Source organism: Rhizobium sp. BT-226, assembly GCF_025847085.2.
In the GTDB taxonomy this organism is placed as follows: domain Bacteria; phylum Pseudomonadota; class Alphaproteobacteria; order Rhizobiales; family Rhizobiaceae; genus Rhizobium; species Rhizobium sophorae.
In genome coordinates this window covers 402,077-424,156 of the sequence record NZ_JAOYTI010000002.1, presented here as the reverse complement: position 1 = coordinate 424,156, position 22,080 = coordinate 402,077, and the positions used below count along the sequence as shown (strand labels likewise).

At 63.1% G+C, this 22,080-nt stretch carries 22 protein-coding genes and 1 pseudogene; 20 read left to right on the top strand and 3 right to left on the bottom strand.

All coding sequences use genetic code 11. From position 1 onward, the window contains the following. The first annotated feature begins 27 nt into the window (after nucleotides 1–27). The 3 genes from OIU37_RS12180 to OIU37_RS12170 all read left to right on the top strand — a co-directional run bounded on the left by OIU37_RS12180 (nucleotide 28) and on the right by OIU37_RS12170 (nucleotide 3,461). A complete protein-coding gene (locus OIU37_RS12180) occupies nucleotides 28–987 on the top strand; it encodes an SDR family NAD(P)-dependent oxidoreductase (RefSeq protein WP_171601090.1) in 960 nt (319 codons plus the stop codon). Nucleotides 988–1,364: 377 nt separating this feature from the next. Beyond that, the gene (locus tag OIU37_RS12175; RefSeq protein ID WP_168313352.1) at nucleotides 1,365–2,768 is read left to right on the top strand and encodes a PLP-dependent aminotransferase family protein; all 1,404 of its coding nucleotides are present in this window, start codon (nucleotides 1,365–1,367) and stop codon (nucleotides 2,766–2,768) included. A gap of 324 nt (nucleotides 2,769–3,092) precedes the next feature. Further along, the gene (locus OIU37_RS12170; protein ID WP_171602130.1) at nucleotides 3,093–3,461 is read left to right on the top strand and encodes a DUF983 domain-containing protein; all 369 of its coding nucleotides are present in this window, start codon (nucleotides 3,093–3,095) and stop codon (nucleotides 3,459–3,461) included. Nucleotides 3,462–3,538: 77 nt separating this feature from the next. Here OIU37_RS12170 and OIU37_RS12165 read toward each other — a convergent pair. Beyond that, nucleotides 3,539–4,439, bottom strand: a pseudogene (locus OIU37_RS12165) (LysR substrate-binding domain-containing protein). Nucleotides 4,440–4,583: 144 nt separating this feature from the next. On the opposite strand from OIU37_RS12165, the gene OIU37_RS12160 reads away from it, so the two are divergent. From OIU37_RS12160 to OIU37_RS12145, 4 genes are all read left to right on the top strand, one after another. Then, nucleotides 4,584–5,195 carry a glutathione S-transferase family protein gene (locus OIU37_RS12160; RefSeq protein WP_264257587.1) on the top strand — a complete coding sequence of 204 codons (612 nt, stop codon included), beginning with the start codon at nucleotides 4,584–4,586 and terminating at the stop codon, nucleotides 5,193–5,195. Nucleotides 5,196–5,257: 62 nt separating this feature from the next. Then, nucleotides 5,258–6,190 (top strand): pyridoxamine 5'-phosphate oxidase family protein, encoded by a 933-nt coding sequence (locus OIU37_RS12155; protein WP_264257586.1) that lies wholly within the window; start codon nucleotides 5,258–5,260, stop codon nucleotides 6,188–6,190. 86 nt (nucleotides 6,191–6,276) lie between these two features. Further along, complete coding sequence (locus tag OIU37_RS12150; RefSeq protein WP_264257585.1) at nucleotides 6,277–6,738, top strand: nuclear transport factor 2 family protein; 462 nt, start codon at nucleotides 6,277–6,279, stop codon at nucleotides 6,736–6,738. Nucleotides 6,739–6,760: 22 nt separating this feature from the next. Continuing rightward, nucleotides 6,761–7,321 (top strand): TetR/AcrR family transcriptional regulator, encoded by a 561-nt coding sequence (locus tag OIU37_RS12145; RefSeq protein ID WP_168316725.1) that lies wholly within the window; start codon nucleotides 6,761–6,763, stop codon nucleotides 7,319–7,321. 133 nt (nucleotides 7,322–7,454) lie between these two features. Here OIU37_RS12145 and OIU37_RS12140 read toward each other — a convergent pair whose 3' ends face one another. Continuing rightward, entirely contained in the window at nucleotides 7,455–7,586 is a 132-nt protein-coding gene (locus tag OIU37_RS12140; protein WP_257785305.1) for a hypothetical protein, read from the bottom strand. Nucleotides 7,587–7,742: 156 nt separating this feature from the next. Here OIU37_RS12140 and OIU37_RS12135 point away from each other — a divergent pair, with 156 nt between their 5' ends. Both OIU37_RS12135 and OIU37_RS12130 read left to right on the top strand, forming a co-directional pair. After that, complete coding sequence (locus OIU37_RS12135; protein ID WP_264257584.1) at nucleotides 7,743–8,447, top strand: hypothetical protein; 705 nt, start codon at nucleotides 7,743–7,745, stop codon at nucleotides 8,445–8,447. Nucleotides 8,448–8,498: 51 nt separating this feature from the next. Next, complete coding sequence (locus OIU37_RS12130; RefSeq protein ID WP_168313360.1) at nucleotides 8,499–8,804, top strand: Dabb family protein; 306 nt, start codon at nucleotides 8,499–8,501, stop codon at nucleotides 8,802–8,804. 222 nt (nucleotides 8,805–9,026) lie between these two features. Here OIU37_RS12130 and OIU37_RS12125 read toward each other — a convergent pair whose 3' ends face one another. Further along, nucleotides 9,027–10,253 (bottom strand): MFS transporter, encoded by a 1,227-nt coding sequence (locus tag OIU37_RS12125; RefSeq protein WP_264257583.1) that lies wholly within the window; start codon nucleotides 10,251–10,253, stop codon nucleotides 9,027–9,029. A gap of 372 nt (nucleotides 10,254–10,625) precedes the next feature. On the opposite strand from OIU37_RS12125, the gene OIU37_RS12120 reads away from it, so the two are divergent. The 11 genes from OIU37_RS12120 (at nucleotide 10,626) to OIU37_RS12070 (ending at nucleotide 22,076) form a co-directional block, all read left to right on the top strand. Next, entirely contained in the window at nucleotides 10,626–10,874 is a 249-nt protein-coding gene (locus OIU37_RS12120; RefSeq protein ID WP_027665150.1) for a hypothetical protein, read from the top strand. Nucleotides 10,875–10,930: 56 nt separating this feature from the next. After that, nucleotides 10,931–11,602 (top strand): response regulator transcription factor, encoded by a 672-nt coding sequence (locus tag OIU37_RS12115; RefSeq protein WP_003546765.1) that lies wholly within the window; start codon nucleotides 10,931–10,933, stop codon nucleotides 11,600–11,602. Next, nucleotides 11,592–12,995: a HAMP domain-containing sensor histidine kinase gene (locus OIU37_RS12110; protein WP_018070966.1), complete on the top strand. Its 1,404-nt coding sequence runs from the start codon at nucleotides 11,592–11,594 to the stop codon at nucleotides 12,993–12,995. Before OIU37_RS12115 ends, OIU37_RS12110 begins: the two co-directional genes overlap by 11 nt. 118 nt (nucleotides 12,996–13,113) lie before the next feature. Beyond that, the gene (locus OIU37_RS12105) at nucleotides 13,114–13,536 is read left to right on the top strand and encodes a hypothetical protein (RefSeq protein WP_180693368.1); all 423 of its coding nucleotides are present in this window, start codon (nucleotides 13,114–13,116) and stop codon (nucleotides 13,534–13,536) included. A 152-nt stretch (nucleotides 13,537–13,688) separates the two neighbouring features. Beyond that, the gene (gene ccmI, locus OIU37_RS12100; protein WP_171601076.1) at nucleotides 13,689–14,915 is read left to right on the top strand and encodes a c-type cytochrome biogenesis protein CcmI; all 1,227 of its coding nucleotides are present in this window, start codon (nucleotides 13,689–13,691) and stop codon (nucleotides 14,913–14,915) included. After that, a complete protein-coding gene (gene ccmE / locus OIU37_RS12095) occupies nucleotides 14,912–15,409 on the top strand; it encodes a cytochrome c maturation protein CcmE (protein ID WP_264257582.1) in 498 nt (165 codons plus the stop codon). The genes ccmI and ccmE overlap by 4 nt, the downstream gene beginning before the upstream one ends. Then, nucleotides 15,406–17,400, top strand: a complete 1,995-nt coding sequence (locus OIU37_RS12090) for a heme lyase CcmF/NrfE family subunit (RefSeq protein ID WP_264257581.1) — start codon at nucleotides 15,406–15,408, stop codon at nucleotides 17,398–17,400. The genes ccmE and OIU37_RS12090 overlap by 4 nt, the downstream gene beginning before the upstream one ends. 146 nt (nucleotides 17,401–17,546) lie before the next feature. Beyond that, entirely contained in the window at nucleotides 17,547–18,053 is a 507-nt protein-coding gene (locus OIU37_RS12085) for a cytochrome c-type biogenesis protein (RefSeq protein ID WP_264257580.1), read from the top strand. Nucleotides 18,054–18,255: 202 nt separating this feature from the next. Then, nucleotides 18,256–19,848 (top strand): Do family serine endopeptidase, encoded by a 1,593-nt coding sequence (locus tag OIU37_RS12080; RefSeq protein WP_264257579.1) that lies wholly within the window; start codon nucleotides 18,256–18,258, stop codon nucleotides 19,846–19,848. Between the two features lie 66 nt (nucleotides 19,849–19,914). Beyond that, on the top strand, nucleotides 19,915–20,670 hold the full coding sequence (locus OIU37_RS12075; protein ID WP_372353359.1) for a response regulator transcription factor: 756 nt from the start codon (nucleotides 19,915–19,917) through the stop codon (nucleotides 20,668–20,670). After that, nucleotides 20,667–22,076, top strand: a complete 1,410-nt coding sequence (locus OIU37_RS12070; protein ID WP_180693364.1) for a HAMP domain-containing sensor histidine kinase — start codon at nucleotides 20,667–20,669, stop codon at nucleotides 22,074–22,076. Before OIU37_RS12075 ends, OIU37_RS12070 begins: the two co-directional genes overlap by 4 nt. Nucleotides 22,077–22,080: the final 4 nt, after the last annotated feature.

The window sequence follows — 22,080 nt, the reverse complement described above, 5'->3', positions numbered from 1 at the left end:
CAACGCCGCAGAACAAAGGTAATTATCATGAGTGACAAACAAGTCCCCATCGGCTCCGGATTTGGAGCCCACACGACGGCCGGCGAGGTTCTGGCCGGTCTCGATCTTTCCGGCAAGCGCGCCATCGTCACCGGCGGCCATTCCGGTCTCGGGCTCGAGACCACGCGCGCTCTGGCGGGCGCCGGCGCCAAGGTGACCATCGGCGCAAGGAGCATCGAGGCGGCGCGCAGCGCGGTCGCCGATATCGATGGCGTAGAGATTGATCGGCTCGACCTTTCCGACCTCGAAAGCGTTCGCGTCTTTGCCGAGCGGTTCGTCGTGTCTGGCCGCAGCATCGACATCCTGATAAACAGCGCCGGCATCATGGCCTGCCCGGAAACGCGTGTCGGCGACGGATGGGAGGCACACTTCGCGACCAATCATCTCGGCCATTTCGCCTTGGTCAACCGCCTTTGGCCGGCGATCTCGCGCGGCGCTCGCATCGTTTCGGTTTCCTCCGGTGGCCATCACAACTCGGCCATAAGATGGGAGGATGTGCAATTCGAGACCGGTTACGACAAATGGCGGGCCTACGGTCAGTCGAAGACCGCCAACGCACTTTTCGCCGTGCATCTGGACAGGCTCGGGCGCGACACCGGCATCCGCGCCTTCTCGCTGCACCCGGGCAAGATCTTTACCCCCTTGCAGCGCCATCTCGCAAAGGAGGAAATGGTCGGGGCCGGCTGGATCGATGCGGACGGCAACCCGATTGATCCGACATTCAAGACGGCATCCCAGGGGGCCGCCACGCAGGTTTGGGCGGCGACCTCGCCGCAACTCGACGGTATGGGAGGCCTCTATTGCGAGGACTGCGATATCGCCATCCGCGCAACGGTTGGAGAACCCGGCGGCGTCAGCGACCATGCAGCCGATCCCGAGGAGGCGGCACGCCTGTGGATCTTGTCGGCAAGGCTGACCGGCATTGACGCTTTCGCGGCCTACGCCTGAAGCCGTAGCTCGCGGCATACCCTCGTCAATACGCGCTGAAGACGCTGCTGATTGTCTTGCCGTCCTCGCGCCTCACCCGGGCCTTCTCGGGTGAAAGCCGATCGGCAAGCCGAGCGGATCGTCAGCACGTCATTGGCGCACACGCTGCCGAAATCCGCCTGCGACAGCGCGGTCGCAGTGCCAGATTGTATTTGCGCAGACAGCAGTCAAATCCGGCGACAATCCGTCATTAAAACGTATCAAGGCGTGCGCAAAAGCTGCGCCATTCCGTCCTGCGTCGTTCTCCGGACTTGGCGCGCGACATTTTTCGTGACAGCGGCATTGTGCAACAATATACGGTCAATCTCATCAGGAATCAGACCGATACGGATTTCGACATGAAAGACTGGCATCCCGATCTCAGCCGCAGCAGCAGCCCGCGTTATATGGCGATCGCCGATGTGATCGAAATGGATCTGCGCAGCGGGCATCTTGTGGTTGGGGACCGGCTGCCGCCGCAACGCGAACTCGCCAAGCGGCTGAATGTCGATTTCACGACGGTGGCGAGAGGTTATGTCGAGGCGCAGAAGCGCGGGCTTGTGGATTCGCATGTCGGCCGAGGCACTTTCGTTACCGGTGGCGCGGACAAGGAGCGCCAGGGATTCGCGCCCGACGCCGCGCCCGATCCCCGCCGCGCCTCCATCGTCGATTTCTCGATGAATATGCCGCCGGAACCGGATGATCCCGAGCTGATCGCTCGCATGCGCGAGGGCATGTCAGCGGTGACGGCAAACCTCATTCCGCTGCTGCGTTATCAGGGTTTCGGCGGCTCCAGCATGGACAAGGAGGCTGCCGCCTCCTGGCTCAGCCGTCGCGGGCTGGTGCCGTCGCAGGAGCGCATCTTCGTCACACCCGGCGCCCATCCGGCCCTGCTGGCGATTTTCGGCCTGCTGGCAAAGCCGGGCGAAACCGTGCTTTCGGAAATCATCACCTATCCCGGCATGCGCTCGATCGCCGCCCAGCTGCGGCTCAATCTGACCGGCCTGCCGATGGACGAGGACGGTATCCTGCCGGACGCCTTTGCCGAGGCCTGCGAGAGATTGAAGCCGAAGGCGCTCTATCTCAATCCGACGCTGCAGAACCCGATGACGCTGACCATCCCAGCCAGGCGCCGCGAGGAGATCTGCGCCGTCGCCCGCAAATATCACGTGCCGATCGTCGAGGACGATGCCTACGGCTTCATTCCGCAGCACGGCCCGGCGCCGCTCGCGGCAACAGCGCCCGATCTGACCTGGCATATCGGCGGGCTGGCGAAATGCATCGGCGCGGGTCTGCGCCTTGCCTATGTCGTGGCGCCGGACAGCAAGGCCGTGTGGCCCTTCGTCAGCGCCATGCGCGCCAACAATGTCATGGCCTCGCCGCTGACCGTGGCGCTCGCCACCCGCTGGATCGAGGACGGCACTGCCGATACGATCCTGCGTTTCATCCGTGCCGAGGCCGCCGCCCGCCAGCAGATGGTCGCCGCCATCCTGCCGGCCGGCAGCTACCGCGCCGATCCGATCAGCTTCAACATCTGGCTGCCGCTCTCCAACGGGTGGACCCGCTCTACCTTCGGCAGCCATACCCGTTCTTCCGGCGTCGGCGTCGTCGCAAGCGATGCCTTCACGGTCGAGGGCACGGCACCCGAGGCCGTGCGTGTCTGCCTTGGCGGACCGATCACTCGGGAGAAACTGCAGGGCGCACTGGAATTCATGGCCCATGCGCTGGAAGGCCCGCCGGAAATGGCGGCGTCGTTCTTCTGACGTAGAATCCAGCTCCGGGCTGCTCAGGCGCGAGCGATCGACATCAGATCGGTCGCGCCCAGATCTATTCGGGCATGGGCGAAGCGTAACCGTCACGTTCACCACCACCACGTTCACGTCTGATTCGCCCAGGCTGCCAGGCCTGGCTGCGGCCTCACATGCTGCTTGATAAATCTGCAGTCAGCTTGCTGCCGGCATGCGCCAGGGGCTCTGCGGCATTCTGACAAATTGACTGGCAATTTCCCCATAATGTAACTATATTGCATGCATTCATTGCAAACATTGATGGTAATAATGTTTGCGGAGCAAGAAAGCGAGATCGTCATGGACACGGAATATCCCCCACTTCCTCCGATGCAGACCGGCATCAAGGGGCGCTGCCCGCGCTGCGGCCAGGGTCATATGTTCAAGGGCTTCCTGACATTGCAGCCCGAATGCGAGGTCTGCGGTCTCAATTATTCCTTCGCCGATCCGGCCGACGGTCCGGCCTTCTTCGTCATCTGCTTCGCCTGCATCCCGAGCGTGCTGCTCGGCGTCTGGCTGGAGGTGGCCTTTTCGGCGCCGATCTGGGTGCAGCTTCTGGTCACCGGCCCCTTCATGCTTGCCACATGCATTCCGCCGCTCCGGCCGCTGAAGGGCTGGCTGGTGGCCAGCCAGTATTTCTACAAGGCGGAAGAGGGCAAGCTCGCCTAAAGCATGTCGCGCAAAAGTGTGCAGCGGTTTTGCGATAACGACATGCGTAAAAACAAAGACCTAAAGCGCGATGCGCTTTAAGGTTTATTCAAAGTCGCGCGCAGGCGCGGCGTTGCGAAATCGAGCAGCGCCCGCAGCTTCAGCGGCACCAGCCCCTGCGCGGGATAGACGAGATGCACCGGCGCCGGCGGCGGTTCGAAATCGGCGAGCAGCGGCACCAGCAGGCCTGCCATCTCGGCGCGTGCGGCCTGGTACGAAAGCACGCGGGTGATACCGAGGCCGGCGACGGCCGCATCGATCGCGGCCTCGGCGGTGTTGACGGCAAGCCGCGAGCGGATCGGCACCGCGAGATCATGCTTCCCCTCGGTGAATATCCAGCTCAGCATCGAGGCCATGCCCTCAAAGGTGACGCAGTCATGTCCAGCGAGATCGCCTGGATGCCGGGGCAGGGCGTGCCGCGTGAGATAATCGGGGCTGGCATAAACCGTGCGGCGGATCGCGCCGAGCCTTGTGGCGATCAGGTTGCTGTCCGGCAGGTTGCCGATCCGGAGCGCCACGTCGATATGATCCTCGACGACATTCGACAGCCGGTCGCCAAGCATCAGCCGCAGATTGATATCGGGATAGGCTTTCAGGAAGTCCACCACGATAGGCAAGACATGCAGGCGCCCGAAGACGATGGGTGCGGTCATCGTCAACTCGCCCTTCGGGGCGCTGTATTCGCCGGCAGCGGTCCGTTCCGCCTCTTCCACCCGATCGAGAATTTCCCGCGCCGCCTCGACATAGGCGCGGCCAGCCTCCGTCAGCGTGATCTTCCGGTTGCTCCGCTGCAGCAAGTTGGGCATTGAGATGTGTTTCCAGTTCCGAAACCTTGCGGCTGACGGTTGCGAGCGGGGATCGCAGATGCCGTGAGGCGGCCGACAGGCTGCCCTGTTCGACAACAGCAAGAAGTACGCTCATGGCGTCGAGGCGGTCCATTCTATCCTTCCATGATTTGATAACATGCCTTCCAGATTAGCATTCTACTGCAGGCAGGTGGAAGGCAGTAAATTACACGGCAGATGGTTCGAAGCGGCCATCGCCAACCGCGTCCCGTCGAATAGAAGACCAAAGGAACCATCAATGAAACTCTACCATCACCCGCTTTCCGGCCATGCCCACCGGGCTCACCTGTTCCTGTCGCTGCTTGGCGCCCCCTATGAACTGGTCGAAGTCGACATGGCGGCAGGCGCTCACAAGGCGCCGGACTTTCTGAAGCTCAATCCCTTTGGCCAGGTGCCGGTGCTCGACGACAATGGCACGGTCATTGCCGATTCCGCTGCCATCCTCGTCTATCTCGCGCGCAAATACGGCCGCACCGACTGGTTGCCGGAAGAGGCGGTGGCCGCGGCGCGGATACAGAAATGGCTCTCGGTTGCGGCCGGCGAGATCGCCTATGGGCCATGTGCCGCGCGCCTGGTCACCGTCTTCGGTGCCGATTTCCGCACCGACGAAGTGATCGCCCGGGCGCACCGCATTCTGGCGCTGATCGAGGCTGAACTGGACGACCGCAGCTTCCTGCTCGGCGACAATCCTGCGATCGCCGACATCGCGCTCTACAGCTACATCGCTAATGCGCCGGAGGGCAATGTCGATATCTCGGCCTATCCAAGCGTTCGCGCCTGGCTTGCGCGCATCGAGGCGCTGCCGGGTTTCGTCGGCTTCCGCAAGACCAAGATCGGCCTTGCCGCGTGAGAAACCGCCCGGGCAGGGACGCTGTCCCGGTTCCCCCAAATGCCGCCCTGAAGGAGGCCGTGATGCTGGATCTGACAAGACAGGACGCCACATCGCCCTGGCATGCGGGCGAACTCGCCATGCAGCGCAGTGTCGGTGTCGCCGAACGCATGGACGGGCCGGGCCGGAATTTCGTCCGCAAGGCCATGCCGGAGCAGCACCGTGCCTTCTTTCCGATGCTGCCTTTCGTCGTGCTCGGCGCCGTCGATGCGAAGGGCGATGCCTGGGCAACGGTCAGGGCCGAGCGCCCTGGTTTCATGGCCTCGCCGGAGCCGGAGATTCTCGATGTGCAGCTGCCGCGCGACGCAGCCGATCCTGCCGATGCCGGCATGGAGGATGGCGACGCGATTGCGATGCTCGGGATCCAGCTCGAGACCCGGCGGCGCAACCGGCTGAACGGCGTGATCCGCAGGACGGACGCTGGAGCTTTCCAGGTACGCGTCGGCCAGAGCTTCGGCAATTGCCCGCAATATATCCAGCTTCGCTCTTCCGCCTTCGTCCGCGACCCTGATGTGCCCACAGCGATGCCGCCGCTTCATTCCGGCCAACTCGAAGATCGGGCGAAGCGGATGATCGAGGGCGCCGATACCTTCTTTGTCGCCTCCTATGTCGACCGGCAGAATGGCGAGCGGCAGGTGGACGTGTCGCACCGCGGCGGCAATGCCGGCTTCGTGCGTGTCGGCGTCGACGGCGTGCTGACCGTTCCCGATTTTCCCGGCAATCGGTTCTTCAACACGCTGGGCAATTTCCTCGTCAACCCGAAGGCAGGGCTGGTCTTCATCGATTTCGAGACCGGCGACATGCTGCAGATGACGGGAAGGGTCGAGGTGCTGCTGGATTCACCCGAGGTCGCCAGCTTTCAACGGGCGGAAAGGTTGTGGCGTTTCACGCCGGAAGAGATCGTGCTTCGCCCGGATGCCCTGCCGCTGCGGTGGAGCCTGCCTCCCGGCCTTTGAGAAATGTCGTCTCGAAGCGGCTTGCCAATCATTTTACCGATCGGTACAATGATAACCGTTCAGTACAGGAACGTCCCGGAGAACTCATGTCGAGCCTCATCCCGCCTTTCACCCTTGAGACTGCCACCCAGAAAGTCCGTCTTGCCGAGGACGGCTGGAACAGCCGTGATCCCGAGCGCGTCTCGCTCGTCTATACGCCGGATAGCCGCTGGCGGAACCGCGCCGAATTCATCAGCGGCCGTGCCGAGATTGTCGCCTTCCTCACCCGCAAATGGGCAAAGGAGCTGGATTACCGGTTGATCAAGGAGATCTGGGCCTTTACCGATCATCGCATCGCCGTGCGCTTCGCCTATGAATGGCACGATGACAGCGGCAACTGGTTCCGCTCCTATGGCAACGAGAACTGGGAATTCGACGCCGCCGGTTTGATGCAGCGCCGCTTCGCCTGCATCAACGACCTGCCGATCCGGGAATCGGAACGCAAATACCATTGGCCGCTCGGCCGGCGGCCGGACGACCATCCCGGTCTGACAGAACTCGGCCTCTGATCAAGCCAAGGAAAGTTCGCGGGTGAAAACTGTCTACGAACGCGCCGACATCATACCGCTGCTAGCGGAAATCTTCCGCGAGCTCGGCTACGAGGGCACGTCGCTCAGCCGGATCACCGAACGCACCGGCATCGGCAAGGGCAGCCTTTACCACTTCTTCCCCGGCGGCAAGGAGGAGATGGCGAGTGCCGTGCTCGCCGAGGTCGATGCCTGGTTCGAACATGCGATCTATCAGCCGTTGAGAGAGGGCGACGCCCGTGAGACGATCGCAGCGATGTGGACGAATGTGAACGATTATTTCCGCTCCGGCGGCCGCATCTGCCTCGTCGGTGCCTTCGCGCTTGACGAGACCCGGGAACGGTTTTCGGCAGCGATCGGCGACTATTTCGTCCGCTGGATCGACGCCTTGCGTTCGGCGCTGATGCGGGCAGGCTGCCCTGAGGGGGAGGCTCAAGCGCTCGCCGAGGAGGGCGTCGCCGGTATTCAGGGCGCGCTGGTGTTGTCGCGTGCGCTGGACGACAGGATGGTTTTCAGCCGATCGTTGGACACGCTGGCGAAACGGCTGGATGCTGTGATGCGATGAGGGGCGGTCAAACCGCTGGGATGTTTATTGTGCCTATGAAAAAATTCACCCGGCCACGAGTGACTGGCCGGGGCATTGATCGGGCGCGCTGGGGCGGCGCTCGAGCTTACATCGGTACCGCTTTGCGTCTATTTCAGCGTTGTTGTTGAGGCTGCTGGGCCGGGCGCGTATTTTCCCGTTCAGGGCGAACCTGGCGCCATTCGTTTTCCATCTGGTCGACGACATGCTGGGGAATGGTGGTTGGGGCATTGGCGGATGTCTGCATCGGAAGTCTCCTCTTTTCGTGGTAAGGCTTCAGGGCAAGAAGATGCATTGCACAAGACAAAAGGCGTGTAAATCAGTGGCTTAAACACTTTAAACGATTAAATCGAATTTAATCGATTAAGATAGTTTTAACCTTGATATTTGAGGGAAGCGCGGAATGGTTGTCCACATGGACCGGGCATTCTTTTTCGATGTTGTGCGGCACGGACTCTTCAAGGGAGAGCTGACGCAGCCTCAGGTAGTGGGCATCACGGCGATCCTCGACGCCTGGGAAGAACGGTTTGCCCATGCCGACCGGCGGTGGCTCGCCTATATCCTCGCAACCGCTTACCACGAGACCGCTTATACGATGCAGCCGGTGCGAGAGACGCTGGCGGAAAGCGATGTGCGCGCAGTCGAGATCCTCGAGACGGCCTTTGCCGCAGGCCGGCTCTCCTGGGTAAAGACGCCCTACTGGCGGCCGGATGAGGATGGTCGGAGCTGGCTCGGACGCGGCCTGGTGCAGCTCACCCACAAGCGGAACTATGAGGCGATGAGTGTGCTGACGGGGATCGACCTCGTTGCCGATCCCGACCGGGCGATGGAGATGGATGCGGCGGTGACGATCCTGATCGAAGGCATGCTGCAGGGCAGCTTTACCGGCCACAGGCTCGCCGATCACCTGAACGTGACGACCGCGGACTGGGTGAATGCGCGCCGCATTGTCAATGGCACCGACCGGGCGGAAAAACTCGCCGCCTATGCCATGGTCTTCGATGCGGCGATACGTCCCGAAGCGGCCCGTGGCATGCTCGCGCGGTTGAAGGCCTGGGGCGCGCATGTTATCGCCCGGCTGAGATCTGGAGTGCGGCGCGTTCGATAGGATGCGCCAAGGTCGCTCCATCGTTTGGATAAATCTGACAGGAGCTTCCGCGTGATCCGTCATATCGTCTTTTTCACCGTGCAGGAGGAACATCTGCAGGAGGTGAGGGCCGGGCTTTCTATACTGACCGGCATTCCGCATGCGCGGCTGCTGGAAATCGGCACCAATGTGAAGACCGATCAGCTGGGCACCGAGATCGATCTCGTAGTCTATGGCGAATTCGACGACGAGGCGGCCCTTGCCGCCTACAAGGCGCATCCCGATTATCAGCTCTCGATCGATCGTGTGCGGCCGCTCCGGGAAAAGCGCATCGCCGCCGACTACGATAACCACACGGCGGTGACGCGGCCGCTCTGACTTGCGAAAGCGTTCGGCCACGCTGTATTCCATTGAAATTTCAAATGGATGAATGATTGTCCGGATTCGGATCGCTGCGAAGCTGACTCAACTTCCGAACCACCGGACTCAACTTTCGAAAAAGCGGCGGCAAGCGATTCAAAAGATTCGCCAAAACCGGCTGCTGGTTCGTGATCAGGTTGCGGTGGATGGAAAGCCGCTCTCATCCTGCGTGGATGATAATCAAGAGACATTAAGAATGGCTGATTCCGATGCGCGGGCGCCGCGCACCAGCGCCATCAGCATCAGCACGAAGATGAGAGACAGTGCCGCGAGAACTGCGCAGGCGGCGAGCGCCGGGCCGGTGCCGGCGCGGTCGAGGATGGCGGTGAAGATGACGGGGGCGATGGCGTTGGCGAGGTTCTGCGGCAGCGACAGCCGGGCCGATTGCAGTCCGAATTCGCTCGGTGAGAACAGCGCCAGCGGCAGCAGCGCGCGGGCGACGGTCATGACGCCGGTGCCGAACCCGTAAAGCAGGACGAAGGTGACGAGCAACGGCGTCGACGGGCTGGCAACCAGCATGATAAGAAAGCTCATCATCATCAGGCTGATGCCCATGGCCGCGCTGAGCATGGGATTGCCGCGCCGGCCGAGCAGCATGTCGAGGAAACGTGCCGAGATGCCGAGGATGCCGCGTGCCGAGCCGAGCTGCAGCGCAAAGGCCGGCGAAGCGCCGGACTGGCGGAAGATTTCGAGCAGCGATGGGGAGATGCCGAAGGTGACGAAGGTCGAGATCGTCGTCGCCGCGGCGATCAGCAAGAAGGCTTTTCGCTGCTTGGCCTTTGATAGCTGCACCGGGGCGATTTCGGCTGTGCCGCCTTCGACATGCGTTGCGACCGGCTTCGGCAGGGCGAAAAGATGCAGCGGCAGGCAGACGAAGAATTGCAGCGCCGCACAGACCAGGAAGGTGAGGCGCCAGCCGACCGCCTCATTGAGCAGGCTGAGGATCGGCCAGAAGATGGCGCTCGAAAGCCCGGTGAACAGCATCAGGATGGCGATGACGCGTTTGCCGTTTGCCCCTTCGCGCTCGACGACGGCGGTATAGGCCGGCGCTGAGAGGCCACATGCGCCGCCGATGCCGATGATGATCCAGGCGCTGGCATAGAGCACAATGCCGTTTGCGGCGGCAAGCACAAGCAGGCCAAGCGCAAAGGTCAGCGAGGCGGCCGAAAGCACCCGGGCAGCACCATAGCGGCCAAGCCAGCGGCCGGTCGCCGGACCGACCATGGCGCTGACCACCATCATGATCGTCAGGCCGGCAAATACCACTTCGTTCGCCAGGCCGAGATCGGGCGCCACGACGCGGCCCATGACCCCGAGCATGTCGAAGGTCGTGCCCCAGCCGATCAGCTGGGTAACGGCAAGGACGGTGACCGTCTGCGCCGAGCGGAAGCGGGAGGATTTTGGCATCGGTGCTGAAACGGTCTGAAATGTGGGGCAGCAAGGGCATAACAGTTTCAACCGGCCGGTGAAAGCTGCGGGCGGCAGGAAAGAGAAGAGCGCGGCCGATTCGCAGACAGAGACTGTGGTGTCGGTCCCGCCGGCTTCCCGCCTTACCGGAGGTGATGAAGAATGCGTGGATCCCAAGGCTGAGGTATTGTTTTTGGCCGCAACGGCCGCCGCCGGAGCCTGCTGCGGCGGCAATTTAGAGGCGCTGAAACCGGCTGTCCCGAACAGTCGAGAACAGTTCTAAACACCCTGCATTACAGCGCATTCATTTGCCATTCAGGTCGCGTGAGTACATATTCGGGGCAAGTTGGCATTACCTTGAAAGCATAACACATGGCCTTTCCTCTGAGCGTCGCAGCATTGGCCGCCGGACTGGTGGTATCGGCGCCCTCACCGGACGCCGCGGGCACTTTTGTCGTGCGTATCGGAGGCGATTGCAGCGCCGCCGCAGCCCAGGTCGTCGAGCAGACGGGCGGCCAGCTCCTGTCCGTGCAACCGGTGGGCGATACCTGCATCATCACCGTTCTTGTGCAGGGTAACGGCCAGCGCCCACGCAAAGTCACGGTAAAGGTTCCGATGTAGGCGGAATCGGCTTATTCAGGACAATTGATCGATTTGAAGCGGACGAAGGCGGACCGATGCGCATCCTGGTAGTCGAAGACGACGTTAATCTGAACCGGCAGTTGGCCGACACGCTGAAGGAGGCGGGCTATGTCGTCGACCAGGCGTTCGACGGCGAGGAAGGCCATTTCCTCGGCGACACCGAACCCTATGACGCCATCATCCTCGATATCGGCCTGCCGGAGATGGACGGGGTCACCGTTCTTGAAAAATGGCGCGGCGCCGGCCGCGGCGTGCCGGTGCTGATTCTGACGGCGCGCGACCGCTGGAGCGACAAGGTCGCCGGCATCGACGCCGGTGCCGACGACTACGTCACCAAGCCCTTCCATGTCGAGGAAGTGCTGGCCCGCATTCGGGCGCTGATCCGGCGTGCGGCCGGGCATTCCTCATCCGAGATCATCTGCGGACCGGTGCGGCTCGATACCAAATCCTCGAAGGCGACGGTCAACGGCACGACGCTGAAGCTGACCTCGCACGAATATCGCCTGCTTTCCTATCTCATGCATCACATGGGCGAGGTCGTCTCGCGCACGGAACTGGTCGAGCACATGTACGACCAGGATTTCGATCGTGATTCCAACACGATCGAGGTCTTCGTCGGCCGCCTGCGCAAGAAAATGGGGGTCGACTTGATCGAAACGGTGCGCGGTCTCGGTTACCGTATCCAAGCGCCGAAACATGCGAATTAAGTCGCTCACCGCACGTGTTTTGTTGCTGACCACGGTCTGGTCGACGGTGGCGCTGGTGGTGATCGGTCTGCTGATCTCCACCCTCTACCGCAAGAGCGCCGAACGCGGTTTCCAGGATCTGTTGCGGGCGCAGCTCTATAATGTCATCAATTCGGTGACGATCGGCGATCAGGGTGCGCTCAGCGGCAGCCCGCAACTCGGCGACCTGCGTTTTGCCCAGCCGAAGACCGGCTGGTACTGGGTGGTGGAGCCGCTCGGCACCTATACGACCGCACCGTTGGTGTCGCCTTCGTTGGGCTCGGCGCTCATTCCGGTTCCCTCCGTCGTCGAAGCGCCCTTCGACAAGAATTACGAGCGCTATTACCAGGTGACGGATGCTTCCGGGAACCGCGTGCAGGTGGCCGAAACCGAAGTGGTGCTCGATACCGACGGGCGTGCAGCGCGCGTCCGCGTCACCGGCAATGTCGATGTCGTCGAAGACGATGTCCGCACCTTTTCCCACAGCCTCTATCTGGCGCTTGCCGGTTTCGGCGTCGGCAGCCTGATCGTCAACGCGCTGGCGATTCTCTACGGGCTGAAGCCGCTCGACAAGGCGCGTGCCGCGCTGGAGCGCATCCGCGCCGGCGAGAGCGAACAGCTGAAAGGCGACTTCCCGCGCGAAATCCTGCCGCTCGCCAACGAGGTGAACGCGCTGATCGACAGCAATCGCCGCATCGTCGAGCGGGCCCGCATGCAGGTCGGCAATCTCGCGCATTCGCTGAAGACGCCGATCGCCGTGCTTCTCAACGAAGCGCGCGTGCTCGAAAAATCCCACGGCGAGCTGGTCCGCAGCCAGGCGGAATCGATGCAGGGGCAGGTGCAGTCCTATCTCAATCGAGCCCGCATCGCCGCGCAGCGCGAATCCGTGCTCGCCCGCACCGATGCCGAGCCGGCGCTGGAGCGGCTGGTGCGTGTCATGCGCCGGCTGAACGTCGATACCGAATTCGATCTCGTCGTCTCGCCACCACATCTGGCCGTTGCCATGGAGCAGCAGGATCTCGAGGAGACTGTCGGCAATCTCCTGGAAAATGCGGCGCGTTTTGCCAAAAGCAGGGTGCGGCTTTCGGCCGTCGAGGCCGGCGAGGATGTGAAGGGGGTGGAGGCGAGCGCGCGCCGCCACTGGGTGGAACTCGCCGTCGAGGATGACGGGCCGGGCCTGGAGCCGGACCAGATCCGCGAGGCGTTGAAGCGCGGCCGCCGGCTCGACGAAAGCAAGCCCGGAACCGGGCTCGGCCTTTCGATCGTCACCGAGATTTCCAACGAATACCAGGGACGGCTCGAGCTTTCCCGCGGTGAATGGGGCGGGCTGAAGGCGAAGCTTATCCTGCCCGGCGTCACAAAGGATGTTGCATGAGCAACTGCTTGATGTCACAAAGATACTGGCAAATGTATAGCATGCTTTGCCTTAATGCTGACACGGGGACGCTGCACTTCGATCGGCTGAAATTGACCCCTGATCGTGGTTCGACGCAATGATTTTACGCTCGCAAGGCATGATCGCTTCCGCTCTTCTCGTCGCCGTCGCGCTGTCCGGCTGCACGACGACGAAGAGTGCCGCTTCGCGCGGCATTTTTTCGAGCAAGCCCTCGGCATCGGCCGCCTTCATCACCGCGCTGCAGGGCGGCATCGTCGGCCGCAGCGGCGTGAGCTTGACCGACAGCGACAAGCAGCGGGCGCTCGAGGCGGAATATCGCGCGCTGGAAGGGGCTGCTGTCGGCCAGCCGGTGCTCTGGACCGGCAAGGACGTGACCGGCAAGGTGGTGGCGGCAGCACCCTATCAGGTCGGTTCGCAGAACTGCCGGCAATATACCCACACGCTGACCGTCGACGGCAAGGACACGGTGGCGCGCGGCGCTGCCTGCCGCAACGGCGACGGCAGCTGGTCGCCGCTCTGAATTGCGGCTTATGGAGCGCCGCGCGTCCGATAGGACGCGCTAAGGGGGCTCTATCACTTTAAATGGCGCATAATCCTTTCCGAAAATCGATTCCGATTGTCGGGGTTATGCGCTAGCCTCAAATCTTCGTCATTCCGGCTTTGGCAGTTGGAATGAAGACGCGCTTCACGTATTTGGGCGACATGCTGTTCTGGATTCTCGTTGCCGCTCTGACGGCAGCCATCGCCGTTATCCTGCTCTACCCCCTTCTGCGCGGAGCGAAGGCGGCGGAAAATATCCGCGCCGGCGAGGCGGCGGTCTATCGCGACCAGTTGCGCGAACTCGACCGCGATCTCGATGGCGGGCTGATCACCCCGGAGGAGGCCGATTACGCCAGGGCGGAAATCGGCCGGCGGCTGATCGCCGTCTCGGCCGACGAGCCGGCCGAAACGCCGAAACCCGCACGGCATCACCGTTTCACCGAGGCCTTCGTCCTCCTGCTCCTGCCGGTTCTCGGGCTCTGTCTTTATTTGACGACGGGTAGGCCGGACCTGCCCTCGCAGCCGCTGGAAGCGCGGCTGGAAAATCCCGGCAACGACGTGGCGGTGCTGATCGTCAAGGCGGAGCGGCACCTGGCTGAGAAACCCGATGACGGCAAGGGCTGGGACGTGCTGGCGCCGATCTATTTCCGCACGATGCGCGTCAACGATGCGCAAGTGGCTTATCGCAATGCCATCCGGCTTCTCGGCCCGAGCCCCGTCCGGCTCGACGGACTTGCCGAGACGCTGATGGCGGTCTCGGACGGCGTGGTGACGGAGGAGGCGCGGCAAGTGCTGGAACAATCGCTGACGCTCGAATCTGATAATCCGCGTGCCCGCTTCTACATCGCGCTCAGCATGGAGCAGGCGGGACGGCCAAATGAGGCGCGCCAGGCTTTCGAGGCGCTGGCAAAACAATCGCCCGCCGATGCGCCCTGGCTGCCATTGGTCAACCAGCATATTGCCTTGAACGGCGGCGCGCCGGCAGGTGCCAATCCGGCCCCCGGCGCCAATCCGGCTGCCCCGGGCGCCGGTTCGGCTGCCTCGGGCGCCAATTCGGCTGCCCCCGGCAATCCGACGCAGCAAGATGTGGCGGCGGCCGAGACTATGAGCGCCGGCGACCGGCAGCAAATGATCCGAGGCATGGTCGAAAGCCTCGATGCCAAGCTCAGCGAGGATCCGAACAATTTCGAGGGATGGATGCGGCTCGTCCGCTCTTACGCCGTATTGAACGACAAGGATCGCGCCGCCGGCGCCCTGAAACGCGGGCTTGCGGCTTTTCCGCCGCCCGGCGAAGAGGGCAGGCAATTGCTGGCGCTTGCCAGGGAACTCGGCATAGCCACGGAGGGAGCGACGCAATGACGCGCAAACACAAGCGCCTGGCGGTGATCGGCGGCGGCATGGGCTTCATCATCGCCGCCGTGCTGCTGGTGATGTTCGCCTTCAGCCAGTCGGTCGCCTATTTCTACATGCCGGCCGATCTCGCGAAGACGCCGGTGGCGCCGGAAACCCGCATCCGGCTCGGCGGCCTGGTTGGCGAGGGCAGTGTAGTGCGCGGCACCGGCTCGACGGTGGAATTTGCCGTGACCGACGGCAGCACCAATGCTGTGAAGGTCAAATATACCGGCATTCTCCCCGACCTCTTCCGCGAGGGCCAGGGCGTCGTCACCGAAGGCATGTTCGCCACTGGCACGAACGTCTTCGTCGCCGACACCGTGCTCGCCAAGCATGACGAGACCTATATGCCGAAGGACGTGGCCGACAGGCTCAAATCCCAGGGGCTGTGGAAGGAAGGTCAAGGCCAAGAAGCTCAGGGCCAGGAAGTGAAAGGACAGCAAGTGAAGGCGACGCAATGATCATCGAGATCGGCCATTACGCGCTGGTGCTGGCGCTGGCAACCGCGCTCATCCTTTCCATCGTGCCGGTGATCGGAGCCCGTCGTCATGACCGGGCGATGATGGATGTGGCGGCGATCGGCTCGCTGGCGATGTTTGCGCTTGTCACCTTCTCCTTCGCCGTGCTGACCTATGCCCATGTCGTCTCGGATTTCTCGGTCGAGAACGTCTGGGAGAATTCGCATTCGCTGGTGCCGCTGCTCTATAAATATTCCGGCGTCTGGGGCAATCACGAAGGGTCGATGATGCTCTGGCTGTTGATCCTGACGCTGTTCAGCGCGTTGGTCGCCGTCTTCGGCCGCAATCTGCCGGAGACGCTGAAGGCCAATGTATTGGCCGTGCAGGCCTGGATTTCGGTCGCCTTCACGCTGTTCATTCTTTTGACCTCCAATCCCTTCCTCCGTCTCGATCCGGCGCCGGCCGAGGGCCGCGATCTCAACCCGGTGCTTCAGGATGTCGGCCTCGCGATCCACCCGCCGCTGCTCTATCTCGGTTATGTCGGCTTCTCCGTCTGCTTCTCCTTTGCCGTCGCAGCCCTTCTGGAAGGGCGCATCGACGCCGCCTGGGCGCGCTGGGTGCGGCCCTGGACGCTGGCCGCCTGGACCTTTCTGACGCTTGGCATCGCCATGGGCTCCTACTGGGCCTATTACGAACTCGGCTGGGGCGGCTGGTGGTTCTGGGACCCGGTGGAAAACGCCTCCTTCATGCCCTGGCTCGCCGGCACCGCCCTGCTGCATTCGGCGCTCGTCATGGAAAAGCGCGAGGCGCTGAAAATCTGGACGGTGCTGCTCGCCATCCTCACCTTCTCGCTGTCGCTGATGGGCACCTTCCTGGTCCGCTCCGGCGTGCTGACCTCGGTGCATGCCTTTGCCAGCGACCCCTCCCGCGGCGTCTTCATTCTCTGTATCCTGCTGATCTTCATCGGCGGGGCGCTGTCGCTCTTTGCCTTCCGCGCGCCGAAGCTCGCGGCCGGCGGGCTGTTTGCGCCGATTTCGCGCGAGGGCGCACTCGTCGTCAACAATCTGATCCTGACGGTCGCCTGCGGCACGGTGCTGACCGGGACGCTCTATCCGCTGCTGTTGGAAACGCTGACCGGCGATAAGATTTCCGTCGGGCCGCCCTTCTTCAACCTGACCTTCGGCCTGCTGATGGCGCCGCTGATCGTCATCGTGCCCTTCGGGCCGCTGCTGGCCTGGAAGCGCGGCGATCTGCTCGGCGCCCTGCAGCGGCTCTACGTCGTGGCAGGTCTGGCCTTCCTTGCCGCTGTTGCCTTCTTCTACATCGAACATGGCGGGCCGGTGCTTGCAGTGCTCGGGCTGGCGGCCGGGCTGTTCCTCATCCTCGGCGCCATCGCCGATCTCTGGTATCGCGCCGGCATCGGCAAGGTGGCGGGCTCTGTCGCCTGGCGCCGGCTGACCGGCCTGCCGCGTTCGGCCTTCGGCACCGCCCTTGCCCATGCCGGCCTCGGCGTGACCGTGCTCGGCATTGTCGCCGTTACGACCTTCCAGACCGAGCATGTCATCGAGATGAAGCCCAGCGAAACGGCGGATGCCGGCGGCTACAGCCTGCATTTCGACGGCATGCAGCCGGCGACCGGTCCGAACTATACCGAGGAGCGCGGCCACTTCACCATCCGCCGCGCCGGCGTCACGGTCGCCGACACCTGGTCGGCCAAACGCCTCTACACCGCCCGCCAGATGCCGACGACGGAGGCAGGCATCGTGACCTTCGGCCTCAGCCAGCTCTACGTCTCGCTCGGCGACGCCACCAAGGACGGCGGCATCGTCGTGCGCATCTGGTGGAAGCCGTTCATCCTCTGCATCTGGGGCGGAACGGTGCTCATGGCCTTCGGCGGCCTCGTCTCGCTCAGCGACCGGCGCCTGCGTGTCGGCGCCCCGCGCAGGAAGGCGAAGGTAAAACCGGCCGCGACTACCATGGAGCCGGCTGAATGATGCGCCGTTCCCCACCTCCCTCATTCCTGTGCTTGTCACAGGAATCCAGTGCGCCCAAGTCCTTGGGCGCAGGAGACTCTTCTTCGCGAAAAGATTCATTCACGGCGCGGACGCGCCTCGGCTGGATTCCTGTGACGAGCACAGGAATGAGGGGAAGAGAGGTTGGGTGCGTCTCGCAAGTCTCGCAGCTGTCGCGGCTTCTCTCCCGATTGCTCATCGTCCTGTTCCTCCTCTTCACACCCATGTCCGCCTTTGCCGTCAATCCGGACGAGGTGCTGGCCGATCCGGCGCTCGAGGCGCGCGCCCGCGCCCTTTCGGCGGAACTGCGCTGCATGGTCTGCCAGAACCAGTCGATCGACGATTCCAACGCCGATCTGGCCAAGGATTTGCGCCTGCTCGTGCGCGAGCGCATCGCCGATGGCGACAGCGACGAGGCAGTGCTGACCTATATCGTCTCGCGCTACGGCGAGTTCGTGCTGTTGAAGCCGCGTGTCAGCATGAAGACGGTGCTGCTCTGGGGTGCGCCGGTGCTGCTGGTGCTGGCCGGCGGGCTGTCACTGCTGGTCTTTGCGCGCAAGAGGGCCGGCAAGCCGACCGGCAGCAAGTTGACGGCAGACGAGCAGGCGAAGCTGAGCGAGCTTTTGAAGAAATAATCGATCATGCTGATCCGGCAGGCGGGCATTTCGGGCCGCCAGAGAAGCCGGCGGCATGTTCGGCCGAAAGCAAACATTGCAAACATTACGAACTTTTCATTGGCCGGACAGTTCGCAGTAAGGTGCGGCGTCCTATATCTTTAGTCATCGACTGATCCGGCGTCGCCGGTCTGAAGATTTAAGAACAAGAGAAGGTGCTCCAATGCTCAAGAATTTCAACGGACGTCCGTCCCTCGCCACTGTGCTCAAGGCTTCTACCGTCGCCGGTATCGCAGCCGCTGTGCTCGCAACCGGCGTTCCGCTCGAAATCACCCGGTCTTATGCCGAAGCTGTCAAGGTTCAGGCGCCTGCTGTTCCGAGCTTCGCCAATGTCGTCGACGCCGTCTCGCCGGCCGTCGTTTCCGTCCGGGTCGAAAACCGCGTCAATCCCGTCTCCGACAACAATGACGGCTTCTCCTTCGACTTTAACGGCCGCGGCTTCGACGACCTTCCCGATGATCATCCGCTGAAGCGGTTCTTCAAGCAGTTCGGCCAGGATCCGAATGATCAGCAGGGCCATTCCAGGCGCTTCGGCCAGAACGGCCCGAATGGCGGTCCGAATGGTCCGGGCGGCAAGGGTCGCCTCCGCCCGGTCGCTCAAGGGTCCGGCTTCTTCATCTCCGAGGATGGCTATATCGTCACCAACAATCACGTCGTTTCCGATGGCCAGGCCTTCGTCGCGGTCACGAATGACGGCACCGAGCTCGATGCCAAGCTGATCGGCAAGGATCCGCGCACCGACCTCGCCGTGCTGAAGGTCGACGGCAAGGGCAAGAAGTTCACCTACGTCAACTGGGCCGACGACAATAATGTCCGTGTCGGCGACTGGGTCGTTGCCGTCGGCAACCCCTTCGGCCTCGGCGGCACGGTCACAGCCGGCATCGTCTCGGCTCGCGGCCGCGATATCGGCTCCGGTCCCTATGACGATTACCTGCAGGTGGATGCCGCCGTGAACCGCGGCAACTCCGGCGGTCCGACCTTCAACCTCAGCGGCGAAGTTGTCGGCATCAACACCGCGATCTTCTCGCCGTCGGGCGGCAGCGTCGGCATCGCCTTCGCCATTCCCGCCTCGACCGCCAGGGACGTCGTCGCCGATCTGATGAAGGACGGCCAGGTCTCGCGCGGCTGGCTGGGTGTGCAGATCCAGCCGGTGACCAAGGATATCGCCGAATCCATCGGTCTCTCCGAGCCGAGCGGCGCCCTCGTCGTTGCCCCGCAGGCCGGTTCGCCGGGCGACAAGGCCGGCATGAAGGCCGGCGACGTCGTCACCGCGCTGAATGGTGAAACGATCAAGGATGCCCGCGATCTCAGCCGCCGCATCGGTGCGATGCAGCCGGGCAGCAAGGTCGAGCTTTCGGTCTGGCGTGCCGGCAAGGCCCAGCCGCTCACCGTCGAACTCGGCACGCTGCCGATCGACCAGAAGGACGCGTCCGCCGATGACAACAACCAGCCGCAGCAGCCCGAGGCACCGGCTTCCGAAAAGGCGCTTGCCGATCTCGGCCTGACGGTCGGCCCGTCTGACGACGGCAAGGGCCTGGCGATCACCGGCATCGACCCGGACTCCGACGCCGCCGACAAGGGCATCAAGGAAGGCGAAAAGATCACTTCGGTCAACAACCAGGAGGTCTCCAGCCCTGACGATGTAGTCAAGGTGCTGAACCAGGCGAAGAAGGACGGCCGCACCCGCGCGCTCTTCCAGATACAGTCCAATGAAGGAAGCCGTTTCGTAGCGCTTCCGATCAACGGCCAGGGCTGATCCTCAAGACAACTGGAGCCGCGCGGACGAAACTCCGCGCGGCTCTATTCTTCTGACCTTTGAAGGATGATCGCCATGAGCGCCGCCCCGCAGGAAGATGCTTTGAGCCTTGCCGAAACGCAGCCGGCGGGTAATGTCGGCCGCATGAAGATTCTCATCATCGAAGATGATCTCGAAGCCGCGGTCTATCTCACGAAAGCCTTTCGCGAGGCGGGCATCGTCGCCGATCACGCCAGCGACGGCGAGAGCGGCCTGTTCATGGGGTCGGAAAATACTTATGACGTCATCGTCATCGACCGCATGCTACCGCGCCGGGACGGGCTTTCCGTCATCAGCGAGTTGCGCCGCAAGGCGATCCATACGCCGGTCCTCATCCTCTCCGCGCTCGGCCAGGTCGATGACCGCGTGACCGGTCTTCGTGCCGGCGGCGACGACTACCTGCCGAAGCCTTATGCCTTCAGCGAGTTGCTGGCGCGCGTCGAGGTGCTCGGCCGCCGCAAGGGCACGCCGGATAAGGACGTCGTCTATCGCGTCGGCGATCTCGAACTCGACCGGCTTTCCCATGAGGTGCGCCGCGGCGGCAAGGAGATCCCGCTGCAGCCGCGCGAATTCCGCCTGCTGGAATATCTGATGAAGAATGCCGGCCAGGTGGTGACCCGCACCATGCTGCTCGAAAATGTCTGGGACTATCACTTCGACCCGCAGACCAACGTCATCGACGTCCATGTCTCGCGGCTGCGCTCGAAGATCGAAAAGGACTACAGCCAGCCGCTCCTGAAGACCATTCGCGGCGCGGGGTACATGATCAAGGATGAGGGATGAGCCGTTTCAAGGTTCTCTTCAAGTCCACCGCAGTCCGCCTTTCGGCACTCTACATCCTGCTTTTCGCCATCTGCGCCGCGACGCTCGTCTTCTACGTGACGGCGATGTCGGAACGGCTGCTGACGGGCCAGATCCGCGACGCCGTCAGGCAGGAGGTGGAGCAGGTGCAGCGCGCCTATGACACTGGCGGCATGAACCTTCTCCTGCGCATGATGGAGCGGCGTGCCCGCCAGCCGGGCGCCAACCTCTACATCATCGCCGGTCCCTCGGGCGATATTCTCGCCGGCAACGTCGCCTCGGTGCAGCCGGGCGTCTTCGAGGAGATCGGCTGGACCTCCGCGCCCTTCGGCTACCAGCGTTATACCGACAGCGGCATCGAGCGCCGCCACAAGGCAATCGCCAATATCTTCGTGCTCGACAATGGCTTGCGGATCCTGATCGGCCGCGACCTTGGTGACCCCGAGCGTTTCCGTCTGCTGGTGCGCCAGGCGCTGATGGTGGCCCTGGCAATCATGGGGCTTGGCGCCATCATCATCTGGTTCGGCATCGGCCGCAACGCGCTGAAACGCATCGACCGCATGTCGGATGCCAGCAAGAAGATCATGGCCGGCGACCTGTCGCAGCGCCTGCCGGTGGGCGGATCCGGCGATGAATTCGACCGCCTGTCGATGTCGTTGAATACCATGCTGGAGCGCATCGAGAAGCTCAACGAGGGCCTGCGGCAGGTCTCCGACAACATCGCCCACGATCTGAAGACGCCGTTGACGCGGCTGCGCAACAAGGCGGCCGATGCGCTCGATATCGCCGACGGCGAGGCGCGGCGCAGCGCGCTCGAAGGCATTATCTCCGAATCGGACCAGCTGATCCGCACCTTCAACGCGCTGCTGATGATCTCCCGCGTCGAGGCCGGCTCGGTCGCCGCAGAGATGTCGCCGGTGGAACTTTCGGCCATCGTCTCCGACAGCGCCGAGCTTTACGAACCGGCGGCGGAGGAGGCCGGGCTTGGCCTCAGCTCCAGCATCGAGCCGGATGTCGAGGTGCAGGGCAATCGAGAGCTGATCGGTCAGGCGATCTTCAACCTGCTCGACAATGCCATCAAATATTCCTCCGATACCGAAGGGGCGGGCAAGGTAACGCTGAAGCTCGCCCGCCACCCGGATGGCATCTGCCTTTCGGTTGCCGACCATGGGCCGGGCGTTCCGGCCGACAGGCGCGACGACGTGGTGAAGCGCTTCGTCCGCCTCGATGAAAGCCGGTCGAAGCCCGGGACAGGGCTCGGGCTTTCGCTGGTCGAAGCGGTGATGGAGCTGCACAATGGCCGGTTGGAACTCTCCGATACCGATCCTGACAAGCCCGAACAGCGCGGATTGACCGTCAGCATGATCTTCCCGGCCAAGGCTGCCTGATGGC